Source organism: Marinomonas sp. (assembly GCF_039940335.1).
Lineage (GTDB): Bacteria > Pseudomonadota > Gammaproteobacteria > Pseudomonadales > Marinomonadaceae > Marinomonas.
Map to the genome: position 1 here is coordinate 37,105 of NZ_JBDVGW010000004.1, position 23,894 is coordinate 60,998.

Here is a 23,894-nt window from a genome sequence, read left to right on the forward strand (position 1 = left end):
TTTTTTTAGCACTGCCGAACACTTATTCGACTATTAATTCTCGATGCGTATCACATCGTCCAAACACAGGCCGTTCTTATCCATAATAAGACGTAATTTACGTAATGCCTCTACCTGAATTTGTCGTACTCTCTCTCGCGTTAAACCTATCTCTGAGCCGACATCTTCTAATGTGCTGGGTTCGTGTCCACGAAGCCCAAAACGGCGTGCAATCACCTCACACTGCTTGTCACTTAGCTCATTAAGCCAGCCTTCTATATTGTGCAGAACATCACCTTCTTGGCGATCTTCTTCTGGACCTTGATGTAAGTTGTCAGCCAGAATATCCACTAGACTACCATTATCGACATCTCCTCCTACAGGAGAATCAATGGAGCTTATTCTTTCATTCAAGCCCAGCATTTTTTGTACATCTTTTACCGGACGATCAAGCATTTCTGCTATTTCTTCTGCACTCGGCTCATGATCCAATTTCTGGGTCAGCTCTCTTGCGGCTCGTAAGTAAACATTTAATTCTTTCACCACATGAATAGGCAACCGAATAGTACGGGTCTGATTCATGATGCCACGCTCTATGGTTTGACGAATCCACCAAGTCGCGTAAGTCGAAAAGCGAAAACCTCTTTCTGGGTCAAACTTTTCCACCGCGCGGATAAGTCCTAAATTGCCTTCTTCGATTAAATCTAATAAAGACAATCCACGGTTCAAATAGCGGCGTGATATTTTCACTACCAACCGTAAATTACTTTCTATCATGCGCTTGCGGGCTTTCTCATCCCCTTTCAAAGAAAGGCGAGAAAAATAGACTTCTTCTTCTGCACTAAGCAGTGGCGAAAAGCCAATTTCGCTTAAATACAGCTGGGTCACATCTAGACTTTTGGTCGATGCGTTATCGCTGTACATAGCATTTACTGCGGACTCAAATTCTTGATTTTCAGATTCTTCATCAAGAATAGCTTGTTCACTACCCTCTAATTCAAACTTACCAGCATTCAACTCTTCCGAGGTTACCTTTTCCATATTGGTTAACTCCATACTGCCTCCTCAAATACCAACTTTTAGCTATTATTTTTTTGGTAGAATTTTTAGCGGATCTATCGGTTGACCATCACGGCGTACTTCAAAATGAAGCACTGGTTTGTTACTGCCTTTTCCTCCAATTACAGCAAGTGAGTCCCCTGCTTTAACATTCTGCTGTTCTTTAACGAGAATGCTTTCGTTATACGCATAAGCACTAAGGTAAACATCGCTGTGTTTCACTATGACCAGATTGCCATAGCCAATCAAACCATTACCTGAATAAACAACTACACCATCAGCAGCGGCCTTAACTAACGCGCCTTTTTTGCCTTTGATGTCTATACCTTTACTACTTACGCCAGCGTTTGAAAACCCCTGAGTCACAGTGCCATCCACAGGCCAATGCCATGAAGCAACATTTTGAGGCGTATTTGTAGCTTTTGTAACCGTGGTTACAGGCGCTTTTTTAGCACTTTTCGTTGGTGTTTGAGTCGTTGCCTTGGCTGCACGCGTTGGGCTAGTTTTCGCCACCAGTTCAGGCTCAGCTTGAGCGCTCTTAGTCGGTACTGACAGACGAATTTTCTGATTTGGATAAATCACATAAGGAGAAGAGATGCGATTATATTCCGCCACATCTCGGTAGTCTAAACCATAGCGAAAAGCAATAGAAAACAGGCTTTCACCGCTTTTCACCCGGTGATAGCCGGTGCTCGGAATCGCACTTTGACTAGAAGAAGTTGAGCGGCTGGTAGGGCTATTACCCGAAGAGTAATGCAGCACTTCATAGGAACAAGCCGTCGTCAAAAAACACGCTAAAGCGACCCAACCAATACGGTAGGTTTTAGAGCAAAACAGTGTTTTTACCACGCTCCAACTTAAAATACGTTTACCTCTCTTACAATCAATTTTAAGGTCTCAGGATACATTCTCAGAATTTCGTAAAGATGTGTAAGAAATGAGAATAACACTTAAAAAACCCACTAAAATGAAACCCATTGGCCATAGCAAATCTTGCGTCACTTGAAAGCCAACACTCTGCCAAGGCCAAATTAAATGCTCTTCGATTGGCAATTTTTTACTGCCTATTTCCACCCAGCGATCAGTGACTTTCCATGGCCAAACCTTCACTAAAGCCCCTAACATAACCCCTGTTAGTGCGGCTAAAGTGACATTTTTTGCGTGTTCTAATAAATACCCTAACAGCTTAGAAAAGCTGAGCAAGCCCACCAGCGCACCCAGAGCAAAAACAATAATCACCACCATATCAAAGCTCTTAATGGCGGAAAGAACAAAGCCATACATGCCCATCATCAGCAACAAGAAGCTACCGGATATGCCCGGTAAAATCATCGCACAAATTGCCACCATTCCCGCAAAGAAGATCATCACATAAGAGGTATTCAGCTGAGTTGGCACCAACATAGACAAACTACTGCCTAGCGCTGCGCCAATCATAAGTAGCACTATGTGCTGCCATCGCAGCGGTTTAATTTGAGTCAGTAAAAAGACAGCCGAAGCGAGGATCAAACCAAAAAAGAAGCTCCATAGGAAACTAGAATACGTCGCGAGCAAATGGGTAATGAGGCCAGCAATGGCGAAAATACTCGTCATAATACCGAGCCCTAACGGCAATAAGAAAACCCCATCAAAATGACGCCATAAGCTCTTGAAGTCGCCTTTAAACAAAAGCTGGATACTGTCTTTATTCACACCGCTTAAAGCACGTATCAGCCTGTCATACACACCTAAAATAAACGCCATAGTGCCCCCAGAAACCCCAGGCACCACGTCTGCTGCACCCATAAGAACGCCACTTAAATATACTTTCAGCCACTTAGGCATGTTCTAATCCTTCTAATAAGGGCACAAAATGAGCAGGTTGTGTCCCTAAACATTTCCAACGATCGCCTTCTTTTCGCCAACAACCTATTTGCGGCGTTGGGTGGTCAATCGGCATAATTAAAATTCCTTGTTCCTTTAAGCAACTGGTCAGTGCCAAAGGAATTTTACTGGCCATGGCGGTAATAATCACCGCATCCATGGGCATGTCACTTGGCCACCCTTGCTGTCCATCCGCAAATAAATATTCCACATTATTCACCTGCATGTCAGTCAGCCGTTGCCTAGCCTTAAGGTACAAAGACTCTTGTCTTTCTATGGTGTGCACTTTATTGAAAAAGTGCGCCAAAATACACGTTTGATAACCAGAACCCGTGCCGACCTCTAATACTCGACCCAGGCGTGCGTAACTTAATAGCCACTGGGTCATACGAGCGACGGTTAAGGGCTGACTAATCGTTTGGTTTTTACCAATGGGTAATGGTGTTGCAGAATAAGCAAGATGCGAAAAAGCAGACTCGACAAATTGATGACGCGGTATATCGCCCATGAGCTGAAGTAGCTCAGTATGATGAATACCGTGGGCCATTAATTGTTGAACCATTTTAGAGGCTTGAGGTTCAGTGTTTTTTACCAGCCGACTAAGATCACGTTGCTTCATGGACGAATTGTATGCACCCACTCTTCAAGCGATGATTGGGCCTGATAACAGGTCATATCGGTATGTATTGGGGTAATGGACACATAACCAGATTCAATGGCTTCAAAGTCTGTACCCGGTGAACAATCATTAGGCTCTGATAAAGCGCCGATCCAAAAGCTCGGTAATCCTCTTGGGTGAGCCGCAGAAATCGGTTGCTGGGCACGATGGCGATAACCTAAGCGAGTCACTCGGATACCTTTAAGCGCCTCATAAGGCACATCAGGAACATTGATGTTCAGTAAAATGCCTGCGGGTAACTGTAGAGTATGAGAATCTTTCAGGAGTTGAGAAATCACTTGTGCGGCACATTCAAAGTGTTGTGTCCCCACCAAAGAAACCGCTAAAGCAGGACGCCCTAAATGACGGGCTTCCATGGCCGCAGCAACCGTACCGGAGTAAATGACATCATCGCCTAGATTCGCGCCATGGTTAATCCCCGACACCACCATATCCACCTGACCATCTATCATGCCAGACAACGCCAAATTCACGCAGTCTGTGGGGGTGCCATCCACTCGAAACTCATGCTCTGCCACTTGTGTGGGTTGCAAGGGCCGCGTCAATGTTAGTGAATTACTGGCCCCACTTCGGTTGCGATCGGGGGCGACTACTAGGGTTTCATATTCTTTAGAAAGTTGTCTCGCGAGGGTCTTTAGGCCCAATGCGTCTATTCCGTCATCATTCGCGATCAATATTCTCATGGTACTTCTCGGCCGACTTATCCGTGACATCAATCATCTCCCGTAACACACTGGTGGCAAAACACCCTTTTGTGAGAGAGAACTCTACGATCAACTGCCTTTCCTCTTGACCACTGCCTAGCAATTCCCACGCCATATTCATCGGAACTAATCGTGCCAAACGACTATCTCGTGAGAGTTCGAAGGCAATTAAAGCGTCAACAATCTCTTGGGCGTCCGCTAGAGACGCTTTAATGACAGCCTCACGCTGAGGCCCTGTGCCGGCTTCCCAACCGCCACTAATCAAAGGCAACACTGGGCTTACCTCACCATGCAAGGCTTGCAAATGAGTTTTTGCATCCATCTTCTTCACCCTAAACTGCTCGTTTACTTGCTGGTATTGAGCAATGTCGCCATCGCACAAACGTGCCCACATACCGTTTTCAACTTGATCACTAAGGGCCTCATTGAAACACCAAGAACGTATTGCAGACAGCCAAAAGGATTCTGTTTTGGCAAGCTTACGTTTACTTTGCCGCCCCTGGAGCACAAAACCTTTTCCGTTATGCAAATTGTTGCCGTTTATCCCGAAGCGCTGAGGGCCATAATAATTAGGAACGCCCCCTTGCTTGATCAAGGTTAAGCGTTGCTCCAGCTCGGCGATATCGCCTTCAATATTGCGTATTCTAAGCACGAAGCGGTTGGCAATATGAGAACCTGTACGCAACTTCTTAGAATGACGTAACTGCACGATTAAACGTACGCTTTCTGGAGCTCGAAAGGCTTCTTGGATACCACTAAAGTCTGGCTCCTTGTTCACCACGTGCAAACAGAACCACTGACGAGTACAAGCATGGCGATCTTTAACACCACTGTAAGTAACCTTATGGCTGGCTATGCCCGCCATTTGCGCCAAACGCTTCGCAAGAAAGTCTGTATTCACCCCCTGTTTTTCAATGAAGACAAAACAAAACTCCCCTTGCCCATCCGGCTCGAAACCAAGCTGCTCTTCGACATAGAAATCTTGCACATGGGTTTTCAGATCCCCAGTGACATTTGGCTTTGACCATGCATAGCGCCAATCGGTATTCATAGATCACCTTGCTTATAAATCAAGGCCACCGCTTCAACGGCGATACCTTCTTTACGACCCGTAAAACCGAGCTTTTCCGTCGTTGTAGCTTTTACATTAACGGCACCGATTTCCACACCAAGATCCTTGGCAATATTGGCCCGCATATCGTCTATATGAGGACGCATTTTAGGCGCTTGGGCGATGATGGTAACGTCCACATTCGCCACGCTATAGCCTAAGTTTTGAATTTCTCGATAGGCAGTGCGCAATAACACACGACTGTCTGCTCCCGCAAAGTCGGGATCAGTATCAGGAAAGTGTTTGCCAATGTCTCCTAACGCCGCAGCGCCTAACAGCGCATCCGTTAAAGCATGCAGGGCGACATCGCCATCAGAGTGAGCGAGTAAACCTTGATGATAGGGAATCTTCACCCCAGCCATAATAATAAACTCGCCTTCGGAAAATTTATGCACATCAAAACCATGGCCTATACGAAACGGTGTCATGATATTTTTTCCCCTGTTGTAGGTGGATTGCCCGAGGCTTTCTGTGTTTGTTGTAAGAGGGCTTCAGCCATCACAAGATCTTCGGGTAAGGTAATTTTTAAATTGCGGCTTTCGCCTTCTACCAAGGCTGGCTGCCAGCCAATCATCTCCATCGCGGAGCATTCATCTGTCACTGGCAGGCCTTGCTCTTTGGCTTTCACTAAGGCGTTGTGTAAAGCATTTGCAGGAAACTTTTGTGGTGTTTGTGCCAACCAAATGTACTGTCGATCCAAGGTGGTTTGTACGCACTGGGCGCTGTTTTGTTGTTTTACAGTATCTTTCGCAGGCATCGCCAACAAAGCACCTTGTTCTCCTTGATGGCAAAGGATGCGTTGCAAACCAGAGGAACTTAACAGTGGGCGGGCTGCATCATGCACTAAGACAGCTTGATCTTGAATGCCTTTCGTTTGTAAGAGCAAAGCAAGGCCATTCAAAACAGTATCACTGCGCTCATCGCCACCATTGAAACGAATCACTTGTGGATGAGAGAACCATTGAGAGTCGGGCCAGTAAGCATCGTTTTCGCTGATACCAACGGCAACACCGGCAATGTGCGGATGATCAATAAACAGGCCAATAGTACGATCTAGGATAGTTTGACCAGACAGGGGTAAATACTGTTTTGGGCAAGCCGCTTGCATACGCTGGCCCACGCCAGCAGCGGGTATGATCACCCATATTGGCGCGCTCATTTCTCCACCATCCGATAGAAAACTTCACCCTCTTTTATGTATTGCAGCTCTGTACGAACATGCTCTTCTACCGCTTCTTCCCCTAAACGAAGATCTTCCACTTGAGCACGTAAAGCATCATTACGATGCTTCAAACGTAAATTAATACGCTCTTGATATTCGATTTGCTTGGCTAATTCTTCTTGGCGTTTCACGCCCTGCTCACCGTAATAAAATCGGTATGACTGATAGCCAATGGCACAAATGAACAACACCAATAACAAACGTGCCATAACGCCCTCAATAAAAAATAGATTCCCTATTATCAAAGGAAACGAGTGAAAAAAAAACAAAAAAAGGGAGAACTAAGTTCTCCCTTTGATGAGCTAGGTTAAAATTAACCTTGGCCTTTGATCTCAGCAAGACCTTTGTAAGGTGCTTTGCCGCCTAATTGCTCTTCAATACGTAGCAATTGGTTGTACTTAGAGACACGGTCAGAACGACATAGTGAGCCCGTTTTGATTTGGCCAGCCGCTGTACCGACAGCAAGGTCAGCAATAGTGGCATCTTCTGTTTCACCAGAACGGTGAGAGATAACAGCCGTGTAACCTGCTGCTTTCGCCATGCGAATAGCTTCTAGTGTCTCAGTCAAAGAACCGATCTGGTTGAATTTGATCAAGATAGAGTTAGCGATACCTTCGTCGATACCACGCTTCAAAATCTTAGTGTTGGTTACGAACAGATCGTCACCTACTAGTTGGATTTTGTCGCCTAGGATCTTAGTTTGGTAAGCAAAACCTTCCCAGTCAGACTCGTTCAAGCCATCTTCGATAGAGACGATTGGGTATTCTTCACATAGCTCAGCTAGGTAGTCAGAGAAACCTTCAGAAGAGAAGACTTTGCCTTCACCTTTCAAGTTGTACTGACCGTCTTCAAAGAATTCAGACGCTGCACAGTCCATCGCCAAAGTGATGTCTTTGCCAAGCTCGTAACCAGCCGCCGCAACAGCTTCTTTAATTACCGCGAGGGCTTCTGCGTTAGACGCCAAGTTTGGCGCGAAACCACCTTCGTCACCTACCGCTGTGTTCAAACCACGAGCACTTAGTACTTTTTTCAAGGCGTGGAAGATTTCTGCGCCGTAGCGTAGTGCTTCACGGAAGTTTGGTGCACCAACAGGCTGAACCATGAACTCTTGGATATCAACATTGTTATCCGCGTGCTCACCACCATTGATGATGTTCATCATTGGTACTGGCATAGAGTAAACGCCAGGTGTGCCGTTTAGATCAGCAATGTGTTGGTAAAGAGGGATTTTCTTAGAGATCGCAGCGGCTTTAGCAGCGGCTAGAGAAACCGCCAAAATAGCGTTTGCGCCAAAAGTTGACTTGTTTTCAGTGCCATCAAGATCGATCATCACTTTATCAAGTTCAGTTTGGTCTGCCGCCGTTTTGCCGATTAGGGCATCGCGGATAGGACCATTTACTGCAGCAACCGCTTTAAGTACGCCTTTACCCAAGTAACGGCTTTTATCGCCATCGCGCAATTCCAAGGCTTCACGTGAACCGGTAGAAGCACCTGAAGGCGCACAAGCAGAACCAATAGAACCGTCTGCTAGGATAACATCCGCTTCAACAGTTGGATTGCCACGAGAATCAAGTACTTCTCGGCCCTTAATATCAACGATCTGACTCATAAAAAACCCCTTTAAATAAGTAAAAAACCACAAACAAAAAATTTGCGAAGATTATTTTTCTTTACCGGCATGTTTTAGCGCTGCATGAACAAACGCACTGAACAAGCCGTGTCCGTATCTAGGTGTTGAAGTAAACTCTGGGTGGAACTGACAAGCCACGAACCAAGGATGGTCGGCGATCTCGATCATTTCTACCAAAGAGTTGTCAGCAGAACGACCAGAAATGGTTAGACCTGCTTCTTCTAATGCTGAAACATAGAAGTTGTTTACTTCATAACGATGACGATGACGTTCTTCAATAACCGCTTCACCGTAAGCTTCAAAGGCTTTAGTGCCTTCTGTTAAGTTACAGTTTTGCGCACCAAGACGCATAGTCCCACCCAGATCAGACTCCTCTGAGCGGATTTCTTTGGAACCTTCGGTGTTAGTCCATTCTGTAATCAGACCAACCACTGGATTCTCTGCTTTTAAATTAAACTCTGTACTGTGGGCACCAGCCAATTTGGCAACGTTGCGGGCGTATTCGATTACCGCCACCTGCATACCCAAACAAATACCTAAATAAGGTACCTTGTTTTCACGAGCGTATTGAGCTGTAGCAATTTTACCTTCAACGCCACGCTCACCAAAACCACCAGGAACAAGAATCGCATCCATGCCTTGTAGGGCTTGAGTGCCATTTTCTTCAATGGTCTCTGAATCTATATAGTGAAGCTTCACTTTAGTTCGAGCATGAATACCGGCATGATCCATGGCTTCAATTAGAGACTTGTAGGCGTCTAATAGCTCCATGTACTTACCAACCATAGCAATATTAATCTGTTTCTCAGGGTTCAGTTTAGCAACTGTTACCTTGTTCCAGATTTCTAGGTCAGGGGTATTACAATCTAAATTAAAGTGATCAACGATTAGGCTATCCAAACCTTGGTCATTCAACATCTGTGGAATACGGTAAATGGTATCCGCATCGGGTAATGAAATAACCGCGCGCTCTTCTACGTTCGTAAACAAGGCAATTTTCTTACGCTCTGGCGCTTCAATAGACACCTCAGAACGACAAATAAGAATATCTGGTTGAATACCGATAGAACGCAACTCTTTAACAGAGTGCTGTGTTGGCTTAGTTTTGGTTTCGCCTGCGGTACGAATGTAAGGCACTAGCGTCAGATGCATGAACAACGCACGACGGCCGCCTAACTCAACGCGTAGTTGACGTACAGCTTCAAGGAAAGGTTGGGATTCTATATCACCCACTGTGCCACCGATTTCTACCAAGGCAACATCTGCGCCTTCAGCACCGGCTTGTACACGACGTTTAATTTCGTCCGTGATGTGTGGGATAACTTGAACCGTACCACCAAGATAATCACCGCGACGCTCTTTTTTCAGTACGTGTTGATACACACGACCACTGGTAAAGTTGTTGCGTTTGCCCATCTTAGTGGAAATAAAGCGTTCATAATGACCTAGATCTAGGTCTGTCTCAGCACCGTCTTCTGTTACAAAGACTTCACCGTGCTGGAATGGACTCATGGTGCCAGGATCCACGTTGATGTATGGATCCAATTTAAGCATGGTGACTTTCAAACCACGAGATTCAAGAATTGCTGCCAAAGATGCTGATGCAATCCCTTTACCTAGTGATGAAACCACGCCGCCTGTGACGAAAATATATCGTGTCGCCATGAGTGTTTAACCCGCCTTAAAGTATAAAAATATGAGAGATGATGGTACAGCCAAGTGTACCTTCAGGACGGAGGAGAATACTAACATTGCAAGCCCTTTTGCTCAATGTAAAACGAGCTTGATTTGTCCTATAGGACAAAAATGGTGGATATATTTTAACCTAATAAGCAATGGAATTCGCTTTCCATACAGTGTAAAAAGTTACAGACTGTCTCTCTCTTGGCAAAGGATTTCATTAAAATATTCACCATGACACCTATACAACTTAATGAGCTATATCAGCAAAGTCAAAGCGTTCAAGCCATGATTCAATATATTGAGCAATGCCGACAAGCCCCACAGCGTACCTTAATCGGCCTAACGGGAGGGCCAGGCTCCGGCAAGTCCAGTTTAGCGACCTATCTAGCCGAGCATTTTGCCCACCAAGAAAATGCTCTAGCGGCCTTATCTATGGATGGTTTTCATCTCACCAAAGCACAACTTGCCGAACGCCCAGACGCAGAACACGCCATTGCTCGACGTGGTGCTCCATGGACATTCGATAGCCAAGGCTTCGTAACCGCTGTAAATAACATTCGTGGGAGCTACCAAACTCATGATCTGAAATGGCCGAGTTTCGATCACCAACAAGGCGATCCCGTGCTGGATGCTCTAAGTATCGGAAAACAAACTAAAGTGGTCTTAATTGAAGGCCTCTACCTGCTCCACCAAGACGATGGCTGGCAAGACGCCGCAGCACTTTTCGACCAACATTGGTTTTTGGATGTGCCGGTGGAACTTGCCATAGAACGCTTGGCGAAAAGACACATGCAAGCTTGGGGCTTTAGTCATCAACAAGCCATGGACAGAATCAACGCCAGTGATGGCTTAAATGCACGCCTTGTGGAAAGCTACAAAGGCAAAGTGGATAGATTGATAAGTCTTTAATTTATTTTAGTAATGCGGGGGAGCGAATGATATTGCCTACAAGGGAGGATGTCCCAGCGACTTAAAGGAGTGCTTAGAACGTTTTATTTACCACGTTCATACCAATAACCTGGTTTTCGATGATTGTGCATAATTGCTACTACACTAATCTCTTTATTTTCTATAATTTTATAGATAATAGAATATGGGAATCTGCTTAATACAAAACGTCGGTGAGTTTTCCCTATTCTGGCCCATGCAGATGGCAAAGAGCGAACTGAATCGATGGCTTCCTTAATCTCCTGAGTGAACTCATATCCCAGCCCAAGTGATTGTGCCTGATACCAACTAAATGACGCTTTAATTTCCCTTTTGACTTCAGGGTGAAAGGAAACAGGCAGCATCTTCTAATTAAGATCCTTTTCTATTTCTTCCCAACTAATGCTTTTTACTACACCTGATTCCAGCTCCACACTGCGAGCTTCGGCAAGCTTTATCCACTCAGATTCCACATCACTGTCGATTTTAGCGTCCATAGCCGTTAGCAGGCAGTGGGCAGCAAGAGCTTTCTCTTTAGTACTGAGTTGCTCGATATTTTCAAGCATCACTTTTAATGCGTCAGACATAAAATAACTCCCATTGAGTAAGATCTAATTTTACCACTAAAAACGAGAAGTGGAAGGTTGGACTTAGAAGTAGTGCTACGGGGTCAAAGTAAAATTAAACTATATGCCCTGCCTTTGACCCTCATCATTTCATCTGTGTTTGTCTCTGCCCTGCCAATTTACACCTTCAACAAATAAAGATTAGCCCCCCCAAGTAGGGAGCTAAATGTACTCTGACGCGAATTTTCAGTTCACCACTATTTTGAACCTTAAACGGATGGCACTCTTGCAATCACCTTAATCTCAAAATCAAAGCCTGCCAGCCAGTTTACTCCAACAGCCGTCCAATTCGATGGCGGAGTTGTATTGAAAAGAGCCTCCTTAACTTCCATGATTTCGCCAAACTGATTTTCAGGGTCAGTATGGAAAGTTGTGACATCAACAATATCTTCAAAGTCACAACCTGCCGCAGCTAAGACACTCTTTAAATTTCCAAATGCCAACTCGACTTGTTTTTTAAAGATTGGCTCTGGGCTACCGTCTAACCTGCTTCCTACTTGTCCCGACACAAACAATAAGTCTCCGGATTTTATGGCAGCAGAATAACCATGAGCCTCATATAAAGCGTGACGTTCTGCAGCTTTTGGTAGTATCGCTTCTCGATTTGACATAAATGAACACCTTCATGATAAGAAATGGTCTGTTTGCCGCGTGTATAAAAGGCAGATTATGGGTAAAATCCACCTAACTGACATACACAACGTATGTCACTTTATTTTAAATACATAGCGTATGTCAAATTTATATACGCATCGTATGTGAAAGGTAAGTTAATGAATAAGAGACAGGAGCAAATGGCCGAAACTCGGCTTAAATTGATTCAAGCAGCACGAAAAGCCTTTACCGAAAAAGGCTTTGCGAAAGCCTCTATGGATGACCTAACGTCAAACGTTGGCTTAACAAGAGGTGCGCTTTATCATAATTTTGGCAACAAGCTTGGTTTGTTGGCTGCGGTTGTTGACCAGCTTGACTCGGAAATGGCGACAAAAGCCAAAGCAGAGGGTGACCAAGCGGCAAGCGAGTGGGAAAGCTTGTTACAGGAGGGAACAGCCTATATTGAAATGGCACTAGAACCAGAAATACAGCGCATTGTTTTGTTGGACGGACCAGCCTTTCTTGGTGACCCATCGCAATGGCCAAGCCAGAGCGCATGCCTGCAAATCACTATTGAGAAAGTTAAGCGACTAGTAAATACAGGCGTTTTGAAGGATGTCGATGTAGAAGCCGTATCACGCTTGTTAAATGGCGCTGCGCTTAACGCCGCGCTTTGGGTTGCCGCAAGCGATAAACCAGAAGCTGTATTGCCAAAAGCAATAGAGGCCTTCAATGTCCTGTGCAGTGGGCTGGTTAGGCAGTCATAAGGGGGATGGGTCAGAGGCTAATTTTACTCTGACCCGAATTATCTTGTTGTGTAAATAAGGTGCCTTTATGAAGCTGATGCCAACGTTGTATAACTTCTAATGTCGACCATGATTTGGCTTTTTCTTCATCTATGTGAAGCACAATATGGAGATGATTACTCATTACAGCATAAGCACAAACATCAATAGAAAAGATCACCAAGAATATTTTAGAAAATGGCTAAAACCACGGATTTACTAGCTTTTTGAGGTGCATGGCCTAGTTAAATACGTTTTGGGTCACTGTTGAGCGCTTTGTTAGTTTTTATTTGCATGGATCTCAAAAGATACTGAGATATTGTAGATTGCCAACACTGCAACCACTAACGCAGTAATTACACCAATTGCAGCTACCCTTTTTGAATTTACAAAGGATGGTTCGCCCTCTTTAACGCGCTCCCATTCCTCTTTTAACGTCAGTTGTGCGAACTCTCGGATACTATCAACCATTGCAGCCGACTCCTTCCACTGCCCATTAGTTGCAAGAGTTTTCGACTGGACAAGACTTTTACGCAACGCCTTTTGATGTTCACTTTTATCATTGGGGTTTAATCGCATCATTATACTTGAATAGGCAATCGCTAATTCTTGGTGTTCATCCTTAGTTTCCATAGTTCGATCTAATACGTCTACAGCGTCACCATGCTTGTGACTCATAGCCCAATAAATTTCTTCTGTTGCGACTAATGCTGCTATGTACTTTGATATATCATCACGTAGGGCATCTATCCAGTTTTGTCTTAGTTGGGAAATTTGCTGTTCTTTGGTTAACACCAAATTCAGAAACGAGAATGAACCTGCGATAAGTGCGGCAATCACCACACCCACTGGAACGAGTACATTAACTGGGATATCACTCATGACTTTCCTTAAAAAACTAACGCTTCAATAACCGGCGCAGCTCTGCTGCGTCCGGCGCCTGAAAGGCACGTGGTTGATTGACTTGTTATGTTTCATTTATAAGCTCCTTGGTTGAATAAACTACAAAGCTAAGTAATGAAAAACACTTTAGTGAATTTGTTTCTGTTCCGTAATCTAGGTGCCGACGATGTCCGTGTATTATGCCATTCCTATTTGGAGCTTTGTCTTTAGCTGTCTTGCTATGTTTAGATATACCAACATTATGATGGTTTTTTAATTTAAACGGCTCCAAAAATATATTTGTTAGTATGTTTTCTGAAATCTCATCATTTTCAATTAGCTCTAATATTTTTTCTTCTGTTTGATTTCCTGTGAACAGAAAACTTTTTAACGTTTCGCAGCATATGCCATCTGCTTGGGATATCAACAGAGGGATAGAAGCTATGTAATTTCCTGATTTGTGCAGGGCGAATGCATTCTCAAGAATGTGGTTGCGATTAGGGCAAAGCTCGATAATTTTTGATGATATTTCATCCCAGTTTTCATTGAGATGATTGATCATAAGCTCATCTAATGATTCTGGCTCATGTTCAGGTGAATAAAAGAATGTATACCAGTTCGGATACCAGCCATTCTCAGCCATGATAGTAACATCTTGCTTTCTGGCTTCCTGCCACAGCTGGGCATGCTCGGCTATTTTTGCCATTTTTGCCATTGTCGCATTTAGCTGAGAGATATACGGCTGGAATGCGTGAGTAATTTCATTTATGCGCTGGATAGCAGGCGACATTGTTTCATGAAGCCTTTGAATTTGAGGAGGTATTACTTTATTCATAGCCTCAGCAGCTTGCCTTGCAGGTGCTGTAAGGTACTCTATTTGCTTGATGATTCTATCGATGTCACTCATAACTTACCTGAAACATAACGCTGCCATAAGCGGTGAGTAACAGTTGGCTAAAATGTATAGCGAAGCAGAACCGAGCCAACTGTTACGAATCCGACTTTATGGCCTTGTTATGTGCTGATTACTAATATGTTTATCCAGCATATATCACAGCTAGCGACCTCTCCACAAAGCTTAAAAGCTCACCATCTGTGATTTGAACTTGGTCTGCCGCAGGATTGGTATCGTGATGAAACTGTCCTGCGTAACGATTTATCTCATTTAGTTCATTAGTAATGTTTTTAGCTTTAATTAAGGGGCTTGGTGGTTGCGCATTACTTATCAAGTCAATAACTTGACCAAACAAAAGACCGCCATTTATCAGGTTAGGAAAACGTCTATGTAGATACCCTTCAAGCATAGGCCTAATTGATCTAGCTATTTCCATACTACTACTCTGAACATTGCCAACTATATATTCATCAAGCATGCGGTGGCATTTGAAATATGCACTTTCACATTCTTGATCAAGATTAATTACATCAAAGTCACTATAGCGATTAATAACCGATTTTAACTTTAAACACTTAATGCCGTTTGGGCTTCCTGTACGCAACACATCATCACGAAGATTTCGAAGAAAATGAACGTCATGTGCAAGAACAATTATTTGCTCGCAGCTATCATGCATTCTCTTCAACACAGTACGTGTTTGCTGCTTTCTATTAAGATCTAAGCTACACATTGGATCATCTATTACGATAACCTTGTTGGCTAAATCAGGATCAGACTCTGCAGAAGCTATGAAGAAAGCAAAAGCTAATGTGCGTTTATCACCTTCGCTCAAAGAAGTATTAAAATCTGGCACACCGCCATTTAAAGCAATATTGGCACCGCGCATTTGCAGTACATAATCACTTCTCAAACCACCTCGGTAATTGAAATCAATATTAGGAATCAGAAATTGAGCACCAAAACCGCGTAAAAGCTCATTAATACGATCTTTGTAGCTTTCCAGTGTTGCCTGCATGATTTGATTCAAGGCATCTTTCTTAGTTTGCTTTTCAGCTTTTGCAGCTATGTCTTGATTTTTTTCCAACGCGAGCTGTGAAAATAAATCTATGACATCTTTCCTGTAACGTGTTTTAGCCCATTCCAAATCACGGATTTGGGTTTGCAAATTATCAATACTTAGAGCTGCCAAATTGTTTTTATAGTCTGTTATAACAGCTTTAGCATTTGAAATTGATTCGTTACATGCAACAACAACATCTAAAACTTCCTGCCAGTTTCTAGCAACTTCGTTTCTATCCTCTTCAGAGCCAACAGAATCAAGCAAATTGACTTCTTTTCTCTCTCTCAAGGCGTTTAACAGATTTTCAATATTAGAAAGAGCATCTCTTGCTGAACTTTCATCGAATGTTGGAGGCAATACCTCTAAATGTTCCTGCCAACCATCAATAACTGCGCTGGCAGTTTCAAACCGTGCCTTTAATATCTCAATTATCTCATTAGAGCAGCTTGCGTTAATAAGGCCTGCCAGCCGAGAAACATCTGTTTTAAGCTGATTATAATCTTGGTTAAAATAACTGCGATATGCTTGTATTAATTCGACCCCATCAAGAGATTGGTTGCAATACAAGCAATTACCTTCATCACCATATGCATGTCCGTCACTTATCCATTTCTCTAAACGACTTTTATTGTGGATATTTAAATGTTCTTTAACTTGCTGCTCCGCAGCTAGGTCAATATTTTCAAGGGATGTACCTAAAATATTGAAAACATCATCGACATTAAGTGTCGACAACACCAATTGCTGAGGTAATGCCTTAGCTTGAATTAGACCGATGTTTTGAGCTTCAACAATTCTGCCATTAAGAACGGATATTTGGTCATCTGCATCTACAACTTCGGCTATTCTTTGAAATTGAGTTTGCGTCAAACCTCTGTGTAACACTTCTAATTGATTACTTGTTTCTCTTAAAGAGCTGGCTGCTGTTCTCGCACTATTATCTGCAAGATCATATTCTTGTTGCGCCACAACAGCACTTTCGCCAAGTGCAAATTGTAATAAATTTTTACGTTGGTCCGCGGTAACTTGCCCACCTGCATAAACATTTTGCTCAACAAAATCGGCATCAAATACTAAAAGTTCTGGGCGATCGACATCCCAACTACCATTTTTAAAGTTAGAACTCTGTCCATTAGAAAATTGAAGAATTACTTCTTGGTCGTTATTACCATCAATAGTACGGCGGTTTACAAGTAATTCAGGCTTATTCGTGGAACAAGAACGAAATAATGAAGCGAGTGTTGATTTACCTCGTCCATTATCTGCATAGATAAAGCTGGCTTTCTGCAACCCATGAGCTCTTGCATCAGCATCATGTAAAAGCCCTATACCTCTTATTCTATGTATTCTTTCTAACATCTATGTCTCTTTTTTAATTCGACATTCAACATGCCTGCTTTCCGAAGCATATATCATTTTAATAGTCGCACGCTCGTTCACATGTATTCCAAACTATCTAAATAATTTTATAACCTACTGAATTAAGATGAATTTATAAAGCTATTCACAAAACTAAAAGCGGGCAAAACGAGCGTGCGTGATATTCCTTTTATCCACAGCACATTATTTAGACACTGTACAACCTTGTTGATTGATACTAAAAGACTTTTTGGTTATCGGCCAGTATAAACACACAAATTTATGATTATTTTTTAGACCAAGTGAGTAGAGAATTGAGCAGATCAAAAGTAAAGTAAGTTGTCGCACTGAAGTACGACCTATGATGCTTGGCGTTTGAAAAATGATATTTCGAAGAAGGATGTCATGTTCAAATGGTATCAATAATTGGAGAGGTTCGGAGGCTGGTGTTGGTTGCCATTAATGGGGATCTACAGGGAAAGATGGTTTCAGTGTCGGCATAGATACCGACCTACGATACTAGGCGTTTGAAAAATGATATTCCGACGAGGTAGGCGGTAGTTTCGAGGAGGAGTGTCATGTTCAAATGCCATCAATAATGCGAGAGGTTCGGAGGTTTGTGTTTGTCGCCAAGACTAGCGATCTACGGGGGAAGATGGTTTCCGCGTCGGCATAAATGCCGACCTACGATACTAAACGTTTGAAAAATGACATTCCGACGAAGTAGGCGGCAGTTTCGAGGAAGAATGTCATTTTCAAATGGCGTCAATAATCCGAGGGGGTCGGAGATTCGTGTTTGTCGCACTGAAGTACGACCTACGATACGAGGCGTTTAAAAAATGACATTCCGGCGAGGTAGGCGGTAGTTTCGAGGAGGAATGTCATTTTCAAATGCCATTAATAATGGAGAAGTTGTGTTTATCAGCTTTAGATTGGCAGTTGTGGTGAGGGCTGCCATTCGACTGTGCCTTGCCAGTCTGGATGAACCCAAAGGTCGCCGATGGCGACCAGTTGGTTGTCTTGATAGATGTAGGGTAAATGATCTCGCCACCAGCTGGGGATGCTTTGGTCGTTGAGCCACTTTTTCAGCTTGCGTGTATTGCCATTGGCGAGGGTAATGCTAACGCCTTGTGGGCGGGGTTTAAGCTCGCAGTCGGTCGCTCCGATTACTCTTACTCTATCGAATGGGCGTGTTAGCCATTGGCCTTCGGTTAGCTTTCCAAGTACCACTGTGTTTTCTTGTGGCAACACATACAGACAATGTTGATGACGTTGTAGGCGTTTATCCGCTAGTAAGACTTCAGGCTGTTTGTCTTCGGCACTGGTGAGCATGGCATCTAGATTCAGCAGTTGTCGGTGGGGCAAAGATACCTGGTGCTGAGCCAAGAAGTGACGCAACCAAAATTGCCTTTCTTCTGCTGGCAGTTCAGCTAATTCAGTAAGCATTAAGCCTCCCTGAGTGTTACACCAGCTTGCTAATTGCTGCTCTGCGAAACGCGCCAGCATGGTGTAATCCGTCTGGATGCGCTGAGCGGTTGAGGCAATATTTTCCTGCATTTTGGGAAAGCGAGACACCAGTGGAGGAATAACACTCTGGCGTAAAAAGTTGCGGGTATAGTGTTCGTCAAAGTTGGAGTCATCCTGCACCCAACTCAAAGCAAAACGTTCTGCATAACTTTCTATTTGAGTTTTGCTTACCGACAGCAATGGCCGTAACAATCGCGCACCGGTCTCACCAAGAGGCCTTTCTACAGGCATGCCAGCTAAGCCTTTGCACCCTGTACCACGCATTAATCGAAACAGAACCGTTTCGGTTTGATCCCCTTGATGGTGGGCAAGTAGCAGCACATCTTTGGCTTTTAAATGCTGTTCAAAAGCGTCGTATCGAGCTTTTCGGGCGGCATCTTCAATGGAAGATTGCGTCTTTAGGGTGACCTTTTCTGCGACGAACCCCACGCCCCAGTCTTGGCAAAGCTGCTGGCAAAACAGAAGCCACTCATCCGCCTTTGCACTCAAACCATGGTGTATGTGAATCGCGGTTAATTGCTGTCTTTGCTTTGGAGTAATCTGACTAACGAGAGCATGCAACAGAACACAAGAATCCACCCCACCACTTAGCCCTACCCACACCCGTCCGGCGTCGGAAAGCAAAGCCTCAAGCCATGTAGGAGAAAAGGTTAATGCGTTGGTGTCGTCTATAAAGCGGTCTGTTAGCGTCATTTACTGCCCTAAAATCACGATTTTAAAAACAAAAAAGCCCCCATGAAGGAGGCTCTTTCTTACTCGAAAGGCTTACAGTCCGTAAGACATCAAACGCTTGTAACGGCGTTCTAGCAATTCTTCTGTGCTCAAAGCTTCCATACGATCAAGAGCAGCTAATACATTCTCTTTTAGGCTTTGTGCCATTTGCTCATGAGCATTGTGCGCACCACCTAATGGCTCAGGGATAATGTTATCCACAAAACCTAGCTCTTGTAGACGCTGAGCGGTAATGCCCATGGCTTTCGCCGCATCAGAAGCTTTGTCCGCACTCTTCCAAAGAATAGAGGCACAACCTTCTGGTGAGATTACAGAGTAAGTACCGTATTGCAGCATCATTAGCTCGTCACATACGCCAATGGCCAAAGCGCCACCAGAACCACCTTCACCAATCACGGTAGAGATGATCGGTGTTTTTAGGCGTGACATCACAGCCAAGTTGAAAGCGATCGCTTCACTTTGACCACGTTCTTCCGCACCGATACCAGGGTAAGCCCCAGGAGTATCGATTAGCGTCACGATTGGCATGTTGAAACGCTCTGCTGTTTCCATCAAGCGTAGTGCTTTACGGTAACCTTCTGGACGCGGCATACCAAAGTTGCGCAATACTTTTTCTTTAACTTCACGACCTTTCTGGTGACCAATCACCATCACAGGGCGGCCATCTAAACGTGCGATACCCCCCACAATGGCGCGATCGTCTGCGTAGTGGCGATCACCGTGCATTTCTTCGAAGTCTGTAAAAACGTGGTTGATGTAATCAAGTGTATAAGGACGGCGTGGATGACGGGCAAGTTGAGAAACTTCCCACGCGCCAAGATTACTGAAAAGACTCTGGGTTAACGCAATTTTTTTGTCTTCTAGACGACTAATTTCATCACTGATATTCAGCTCATTGTCGTTACCGACAAGACGTAATTCTTCAATTTTTTGCTCGAGTTCAGCAATCGGCTGCTCAAAAGAAAGATAATCTAAATTCATGTTTAATTACACTGCTGTTTGGTGGTCATCAAATACAAAGGCAAAAGTCCTTCACCCTTAACGCTATCGGTAGCCCCCGTAGAGCCACTACCGAGTATATAAATTCTTAAATGCGTCTAAGTATACACTAACTGAACATTTTGTTTACCGTATTGTTTCTGAAGTTGGTGAATTAATTCGTCATCCGGCAAGACTTTCCATGCTGACCCTAGACGAATATCGCCGTGGGCTTGAGGGGTATCAAAACCTATCACCACATCACAACCATCGCCCTTAAAGGGCTCCATGCTGTGAGCAAGACTTTTGATTTCTTGGGGGGTAACCGTTTCCGAACTCCATGTGATGCGCAAGGCTTCTACATAGCGAATACGTGCTTGAGGGATATCCAGCATGTTCCGTGCAATGACTTTTTGGCCACCACGGAATTCATCCACACTGATTTCACCTTCTACGACGATCACTTCATCTTTGACGATGACGTCTTTAAAGTTTTCATAGTTATCAGGGAAGACGGTGACTTCAATACGTGCCGAACGATCATCCAACGTAACAAACGCAATGTTGCCGCCCTTCTTACTCTTGGTGATACGCAGGTCAACAATCAACCCCGCCATGATTTGGCTGTCGCCTCGCTTCGGCTGTAAATCAACGATACGTGAGCGCACAAAACGGCGTAACTCTTTCTCGTATTCGTCAATTGGGTGCCCTGTGACATACAGGCCAAGTGTGTCTTTTTCACCATCTAGACGCTGACGCGGCGGCCATTCATGTTGAATGCCCACTTCGTCGTAAGCATTTTCGGTATTTTCTTCTACCGCGATGCCGAAGAGATCCATCATGCCAGCATCTTGGCTTTTGGCATCTTGCGCAGCACGCTTGAGGGCATCATCAATGCAGGCAAACAGTGTGGCTCGATTTGGCCCTATGGTGTCAAACGCACCGGAACGTACCAGAGCTTCCATAACACGCTTATTAACCTTACGGCCCACTCGCTGACAGAAGTCAAAAATATGCTCGAAGGGTCCATCTTTACGCGCTTCCACAATGGCTTCGATCGGGCCTTCACCTACACCTTTAATGGCGCCTAGCCCATAAACGATCGCACTCTGTTTATTAACGGTGAATTTATACACAGATTCATTCACATTTGGCAGTTCAAGCGCCAGTTTCATGGATCGACATTCTTCGATGAAGATAACGATCTTATCGGTATTCTGCATATCGGCTGAAAGCACCGCCGCCATGAAAGGTGCAGGATAATGGTTTTTCAACCACGCTGTTTGGTAGGACACCAAGGCATAAGCCGCGGAATGAGATTTGTTAAAACCATAACCCGCGAATTTTTCCATCAGGTCGAAAATGTTACCTGATAGGTCTTTATCAACATTATTTTTAAGGGCGCCTTCCATAAAGATTAAGCGCTGCTCTGCCATTACTTCTGGCTTTTTCTTACCCATGGCTCGACGTAATAAGTCGGCACCACCAAGGGAGAATTTCGCTAATACCTGAGCGATTTGCATTACCTGCTCTTGGTATAGGATGATCCCGTAAGTTGGCTCTAGCACAGGAATCAAATCATCGTGTTGATAGTCCGAATGAGGGAACGCCAGTTCCGCCCGACCGTGCTTACGGTTAATAAAGTCGTCCACCATGCCGGAACCCAAAGGACCCGGTCGATACAAGGCTACCAAGGCGATAATATCTTCAAAACGAGACGGCAAGAGTTTTTTGATCAACTCTTTCATACCACGGGATTCCAGCTGGAATACAGCCGTGGTTTCAGCGCGTTTTAACAGGTCGTAAGTGGATTTATCTTCTAGGTCGATCAGGGAAATATCCAGAGGGGGTTTGCCCTCCAGCTTGTTAATCTCATCAATGTTTTTTACCGCCCAGTCGACGACAGTAAGGGTTTTTAGACCCAAGAAGTCGAACTTTACTAAGCCCGCTTCTTCCACATCATTTTTATCGTATTGGGTTACCAGACCAGAGCCGTCTTCTTCACAGTACAATGGGGCAAAGTCGGTAAGCTTGGTCGGTGCGATCACCACACCACCCGCGTGCTTACCAAAGTTACGCACCACGCCTTCTAGAGAAATGGCCATTTCCATCACTTCGGCGGCGTCTTCATCCCCCGCTAGAAATTCAGGCAAGGCAGGCTCTTCCTCTAGCGCCTTTTTAAGGGTCATGCCGATTTCAAACGGAATCAGTTTGGAAAGTTTGTCCCCTAAGCTGTAGGGTTTACCCTGTACCCTTGCCACATCTCGTACCACCGCCTTCGCCGCCATGGCTCCGAAGGTAATAATCTGCGACACCGCATCACGACCGTAAGTTTGCGCAACATAGTCGATGACTCGGTCACGATTATCCATACAGAAATCGATATCGAAATCCGGCATGGAGACCCGTTCTGGGTTCAAGAAACGTTCGAACAGTAGATCGTATTCTAATGGGTCAAGATCGGTAATTTTTAAGGCATAAGCCACCAGCGAGCCCGCACCTGAACCACGCCCAGGCCCGACGGGAATATCGTTATCCTTCGCCCACTGGATAAAGTCCATTACGATAAGGAAGTAACCTGGGAATCCCATTTGATTAATAATGGTTAATTCAAAATCTAGACGATCCCAATATTCTTGCTTACGGTTAGCAATGCGGTCGCCGTATTTCTTGGTCAAAAAATCAAAGCGTTCTTGTAGACCATCGTAGGACAACTTGCTGAAAAAAGACTCCATGGTCATGCCTTCTGGCACGGGGTAATCCGGCAAGAAGTATTCACCTAGCAAGACATCCACACTACAGCGTTTGGCAATCTCAATCGTGTTTTCAAGGGCTTCTGGAATGTCTTCAAACAAGGCTTCCATTTCATCAGCCGTTTTGAAGTATTGTTCCTCAGAATAACGACGCTTTCGGCGTGGGTCGTCCAAGGTCACCCCATCATGAATACACACCCGTGCTTCGTGCGCTTCGAAATTTTCGCGTTTAAGGAAACGTACGTCATTGGTAGCCACCACAGGACAAGCCAACTGAGCAGCCAAAGGCACCACAGCGTGAATATAATTTTCTTCTCCTGCTCGGCTGGTTCTCTGCAACTCTACATAAAAACGATTCGGGAAGACCGACATCCAGTGCTGCAAGCGTTGTTGAGCTTCCTCATCACGGCCTTTTTGTAACAAGACGCCCACATCACCTTGTTGAGCAGCAGATAAGGCGATGACATCTTCACTGTGTTCTTCAATCCACTGTCGAGCGACGATTGGTCGCCCTTCCACTTGCCCAAGCTGATAACCTTTTGAAATGACTTCAATGATGTTCTTGTAACCCTTGTTAGACATGGCCAACAAGGTTAAACGAGTACGCTGTTCTGTTTCGTCATCTTCTTCAATAACAACATCGGCACCACAAATAGGTTTAATGCCTTTGTCCATCGCACCTTTGTAAAAGCGTACAAATCCACAAAGGTTATTTTCATCGGTAATGGCTACCGCAGGCATGGCCATTTGCTCAGTAGTGCCTAGTAAGCCTTTAATTTTTACCAGACCGTCGACCAATGAAAATTCTGTGTGGACACGTAAATGTATGAACGATGTAGACAC

General features: G+C 44.4%; 22 protein-coding genes. 2 read left to right on the top strand and 20 right to left on the bottom strand.

What is annotated here, in order from left to right; translation table 11 throughout:
- Nucleotides 1-33 precede the first annotated feature (33 nt).
- The 11 genes from rpoS to ABJF92_RS01730 all read right to left on the bottom strand — a co-directional run bounded on the left by rpoS (nucleotide 34) and on the right by ABJF92_RS01730 (nucleotide 9,912).
- Nucleotides 34-1,035: an RNA polymerase sigma factor RpoS gene (gene rpoS, locus ABJF92_RS01680; protein WP_446814120.1), complete on the bottom strand. Its 1,002-nt coding sequence runs from the start codon at nucleotides 1,033-1,035 to the stop codon at nucleotides 34-36.
- Between the two features lie 30 nt (nucleotides 1,036-1,065).
- The gene (locus ABJF92_RS01685; RefSeq protein WP_446814121.1) at nucleotides 1,066-1,887 is read right to left on the bottom strand and encodes a peptidoglycan DD-metalloendopeptidase family protein; all 822 of its coding nucleotides are present in this window, start codon (nucleotides 1,885-1,887) and stop codon (nucleotides 1,066-1,068) included.
- A gap of 48 nt (nucleotides 1,888-1,935) precedes the next feature.
- Nucleotides 1,936-2,862 (bottom strand): DUF368 domain-containing protein, encoded by a 927-nt coding sequence (locus ABJF92_RS01690; RefSeq protein ID WP_446814122.1) that lies wholly within the window; start codon nucleotides 2,860-2,862, stop codon nucleotides 1,936-1,938.
- On the bottom strand, nucleotides 2,855-3,520 hold the full coding sequence (locus ABJF92_RS01695) for a protein-L-isoaspartate(D-aspartate) O-methyltransferase (RefSeq protein ID WP_446814123.1): 666 nt from the start codon (nucleotides 3,518-3,520) through the stop codon (nucleotides 2,855-2,857). Before ABJF92_RS01695 ends, ABJF92_RS01690 begins: the two co-directional genes overlap by 8 nt.
- Complete coding sequence (gene surE / locus ABJF92_RS01700) at nucleotides 3,517-4,263, bottom strand: 5'/3'-nucleotidase SurE (RefSeq protein WP_445977304.1); 747 nt, start codon at nucleotides 4,261-4,263, stop codon at nucleotides 3,517-3,519. The genes ABJF92_RS01695 and surE overlap by 4 nt, the downstream gene beginning before the upstream one ends.
- A complete protein-coding gene (gene truD / locus ABJF92_RS01705; RefSeq protein ID WP_446814124.1) occupies nucleotides 4,241-5,335 on the bottom strand; it encodes a tRNA pseudouridine(13) synthase TruD in 1,095 nt (364 codons plus the stop codon). Before truD ends, surE begins: the two co-directional genes overlap by 23 nt.
- Entirely contained in the window at nucleotides 5,332-5,823 is a 492-nt protein-coding gene (gene ispF / locus ABJF92_RS01710) for a 2-C-methyl-D-erythritol 2,4-cyclodiphosphate synthase (protein ID WP_446814125.1), read from the bottom strand. Before ispF ends, truD begins: the two co-directional genes overlap by 4 nt.
- Nucleotides 5,820-6,554, bottom strand: a complete 735-nt coding sequence (gene ispD, locus ABJF92_RS01715; RefSeq protein WP_446814126.1) for a 2-C-methyl-D-erythritol 4-phosphate cytidylyltransferase — start codon at nucleotides 6,552-6,554, stop codon at nucleotides 5,820-5,822. The genes ispF and ispD overlap by 4 nt, the downstream gene beginning before the upstream one ends.
- Nucleotides 6,551-6,826, bottom strand: a complete 276-nt coding sequence (locus ABJF92_RS01720; RefSeq protein WP_446814127.1) for a septum formation initiator family protein — start codon at nucleotides 6,824-6,826, stop codon at nucleotides 6,551-6,553. Before ABJF92_RS01720 ends, ispD begins: the two co-directional genes overlap by 4 nt.
- Before the next feature lie 104 nt (nucleotides 6,827-6,930).
- Entirely contained in the window at nucleotides 6,931-8,226 is a 1,296-nt protein-coding gene (gene eno / locus ABJF92_RS01725; protein ID WP_446814128.1) for a phosphopyruvate hydratase, read from the bottom strand.
- Nucleotides 8,227-8,277: 51 nt separating this feature from the next.
- Nucleotides 8,278-9,912, bottom strand: coding sequence for a CTP synthase (locus ABJF92_RS01730; protein WP_446814129.1), 1,635 nt, complete (start codon nucleotides 9,910-9,912; stop codon nucleotides 8,278-8,280).
- Nucleotides 9,913-10,161: 249 nt separating this feature from the next.
- On the opposite strand from ABJF92_RS01730, the gene ABJF92_RS01735 reads away from it, so the two are divergent.
- Nucleotides 10,162-10,839, top strand: coding sequence for a hypothetical protein (locus ABJF92_RS01735; protein WP_446814130.1), 678 nt, complete (start codon nucleotides 10,162-10,164; stop codon nucleotides 10,837-10,839).
- 83 nt (nucleotides 10,840-10,922) lie between these two features.
- On the opposite strand, the gene ABJF92_RS01740 is transcribed toward ABJF92_RS01735, so the two are convergent.
- The 3 genes from ABJF92_RS01740 to ABJF92_RS01750 all read right to left on the bottom strand — a co-directional run bounded on the left by ABJF92_RS01740 (nucleotide 10,923) and on the right by ABJF92_RS01750 (nucleotide 12,094).
- Complete coding sequence (locus ABJF92_RS01740; protein ID WP_446814131.1) at nucleotides 10,923-11,222, bottom strand: type II toxin-antitoxin system RelE/ParE family toxin; 300 nt, start codon at nucleotides 11,220-11,222, stop codon at nucleotides 10,923-10,925.
- 3 nt (nucleotides 11,223-11,225) lie between these two features.
- Nucleotides 11,226-11,444, bottom strand: a complete 219-nt coding sequence (locus ABJF92_RS01745) for an addiction module protein (protein WP_446814132.1) — start codon at nucleotides 11,442-11,444, stop codon at nucleotides 11,226-11,228.
- A gap of 248 nt (nucleotides 11,445-11,692) precedes the next feature.
- Nucleotides 11,693-12,094, bottom strand: a complete 402-nt coding sequence (locus ABJF92_RS01750) for a RidA family protein (RefSeq protein ID WP_446814133.1) — start codon at nucleotides 12,092-12,094, stop codon at nucleotides 11,693-11,695.
- Between the two features lie 162 nt (nucleotides 12,095-12,256).
- On the opposite strand from ABJF92_RS01750, the gene ABJF92_RS01755 reads away from it, so the two are divergent.
- Nucleotides 12,257-12,844 carry a TetR/AcrR family transcriptional regulator gene (locus ABJF92_RS01755; RefSeq protein WP_446814134.1) on the top strand — a complete coding sequence of 196 codons (588 nt, stop codon included), beginning with the start codon at nucleotides 12,257-12,259 and terminating at the stop codon, nucleotides 12,842-12,844.
- A gap of 297 nt (nucleotides 12,845-13,141) precedes the next feature.
- Here the strand turns inward: ABJF92_RS01755 and ABJF92_RS01760 are convergent, their stop codons facing one another.
- From ABJF92_RS01760 to dnaE, 6 genes are all read right to left on the bottom strand, one after another.
- Entirely contained in the window at nucleotides 13,142-13,744 is a 603-nt protein-coding gene (locus ABJF92_RS01760) for a hypothetical protein (RefSeq protein WP_446814135.1), read from the bottom strand.
- Between the two features lie 85 nt (nucleotides 13,745-13,829).
- On the bottom strand, nucleotides 13,830-14,651 hold the full coding sequence (locus tag ABJF92_RS01765; RefSeq protein WP_446814136.1) for a hypothetical protein: 822 nt from the start codon (nucleotides 14,649-14,651) through the stop codon (nucleotides 13,830-13,832).
- A 130-nt stretch (nucleotides 14,652-14,781) separates the two neighbouring features.
- On the bottom strand, nucleotides 14,782-17,061 hold the full coding sequence (locus ABJF92_RS01770; RefSeq protein WP_446814137.1) for an AAA family ATPase: 2,280 nt from the start codon (nucleotides 17,059-17,061) through the stop codon (nucleotides 14,782-14,784).
- Between the two features lie 927 nt (nucleotides 17,062-17,988).
- Nucleotides 17,989-19,281, bottom strand: coding sequence for a tRNA lysidine(34) synthetase TilS (tilS, locus tag ABJF92_RS01775; protein WP_446814138.1), 1,293 nt, complete (start codon nucleotides 19,279-19,281; stop codon nucleotides 17,989-17,991).
- 72 nt (nucleotides 19,282-19,353) lie between these two features.
- Nucleotides 19,354-20,301, bottom strand: coding sequence for an acetyl-CoA carboxylase carboxyl transferase subunit alpha (accA, locus tag ABJF92_RS01780; protein ID WP_446814139.1), 948 nt, complete (start codon nucleotides 20,299-20,301; stop codon nucleotides 19,354-19,356).
- A 116-nt stretch (nucleotides 20,302-20,417) separates the two neighbouring features.
- Nucleotides 20,418-23,894, bottom strand: coding sequence for a DNA polymerase III subunit alpha (gene dnaE, locus ABJF92_RS01785; protein WP_446814140.1), 3,477 nt, complete (start codon nucleotides 23,892-23,894; stop codon nucleotides 20,418-20,420).

Bases quoted from the DNA above. Each gene is read 5' to 3' on its own strand.
- rpoS (WP_446814120.1), bottom strand. From the start codon at position 1,035: ATGGAGTTAACCAATATGGAAAAGGTAACCTCGGAAGAGTTGAATGCT.
- ABJF92_RS01690 (WP_446814122.1), bottom strand. From the start codon at position 2,862: ATGCCTAAGTGGCTGAAAGTATATTTAAGTGGCGTTCTTATGGGTGCA.
- ABJF92_RS01695 (WP_446814123.1), bottom strand. From the start codon at position 3,520: ATGAAGCAACGTGATCTTAGTCGGCTGGTAAAAAACACTGAACCTCAA.
- surE (WP_445977304.1), bottom strand. From the start codon at position 4,263: ATGAGAATATTGATCGCGAATGATGACGGAATAGACGCATTGGGCCTA.
- truD (WP_446814124.1), bottom strand. From the start codon at position 5,335: ATGAATACCGATTGGCGCTATGCATGGTCAAAGCCAAATGTCACTGGG.
- ispF (WP_446814125.1), bottom strand. From the start codon at position 5,823: ATGACACCGTTTCGTATAGGCCATGGTTTTGATGTGCATAAATTTTCC.
- ispD (WP_446814126.1), bottom strand. From the start codon at position 6,554: ATGAGCGCGCCAATATGGGTGATCATACCCGCTGCTGGCGTGGGCCAG.
- ABJF92_RS01720 (WP_446814127.1), bottom strand. From the start codon at position 6,826: ATGGCACGTTTGTTATTGGTGTTGTTCATTTGTGCCATTGGCTATCAG.
- eno (WP_446814128.1), bottom strand. From the start codon at position 8,226: ATGAGTCAGATCGTTGATATTAAGGGCCGAGAAGTACTTGATTCTCGT.
- ABJF92_RS01730 (WP_446814129.1), bottom strand. From the start codon at position 9,912: ATGGCGACACGATATATTTTCGTCACAGGCGGCGTGGTTTCATCACTA.
- ABJF92_RS01735 (WP_446814130.1), top strand. From the start codon at position 10,162: ATGACACCTATACAACTTAATGAGCTATATCAGCAAAGTCAAAGCGTT.
- ABJF92_RS01740 (WP_446814131.1), bottom strand. From the start codon at position 11,222: ATGCTGCCTGTTTCCTTTCACCCTGAAGTCAAAAGGGAAATTAAAGCG.
- ABJF92_RS01745 (WP_446814132.1), bottom strand. From the start codon at position 11,444: ATGTCTGACGCATTAAAAGTGATGCTTGAAAATATCGAGCAACTCAGT.
- ABJF92_RS01750 (WP_446814133.1), bottom strand. From the start codon at position 12,094: ATGTCAAATCGAGAAGCGATACTACCAAAAGCTGCAGAACGTCACGCT.
- ABJF92_RS01755 (WP_446814134.1), top strand. From the start codon at position 12,257: ATGAATAAGAGACAGGAGCAAATGGCCGAAACTCGGCTTAAATTGATT.
- ABJF92_RS01760 (WP_446814135.1), bottom strand. From the start codon at position 13,744: ATGAGTGATATCCCAGTTAATGTACTCGTTCCAGTGGGTGTGGTGATT.
- ABJF92_RS01765 (WP_446814136.1), bottom strand. From the start codon at position 14,651: ATGAGTGACATCGATAGAATCATCAAGCAAATAGAGTACCTTACAGCA.
- ABJF92_RS01770 (WP_446814137.1), bottom strand. From the start codon at position 17,061: ATGTTAGAAAGAATACATAGAATAAGAGGTATAGGGCTTTTACATGAT.
- tilS (WP_446814138.1), bottom strand. From the start codon at position 19,281: ATGACGCTAACAGACCGCTTTATAGACGACACCAACGCATTAACCTTT.
- accA (WP_446814139.1), bottom strand. From the start codon at position 20,301: ATGAATTTAGATTATCTTTCTTTTGAGCAGCCGATTGCTGAACTCGAG.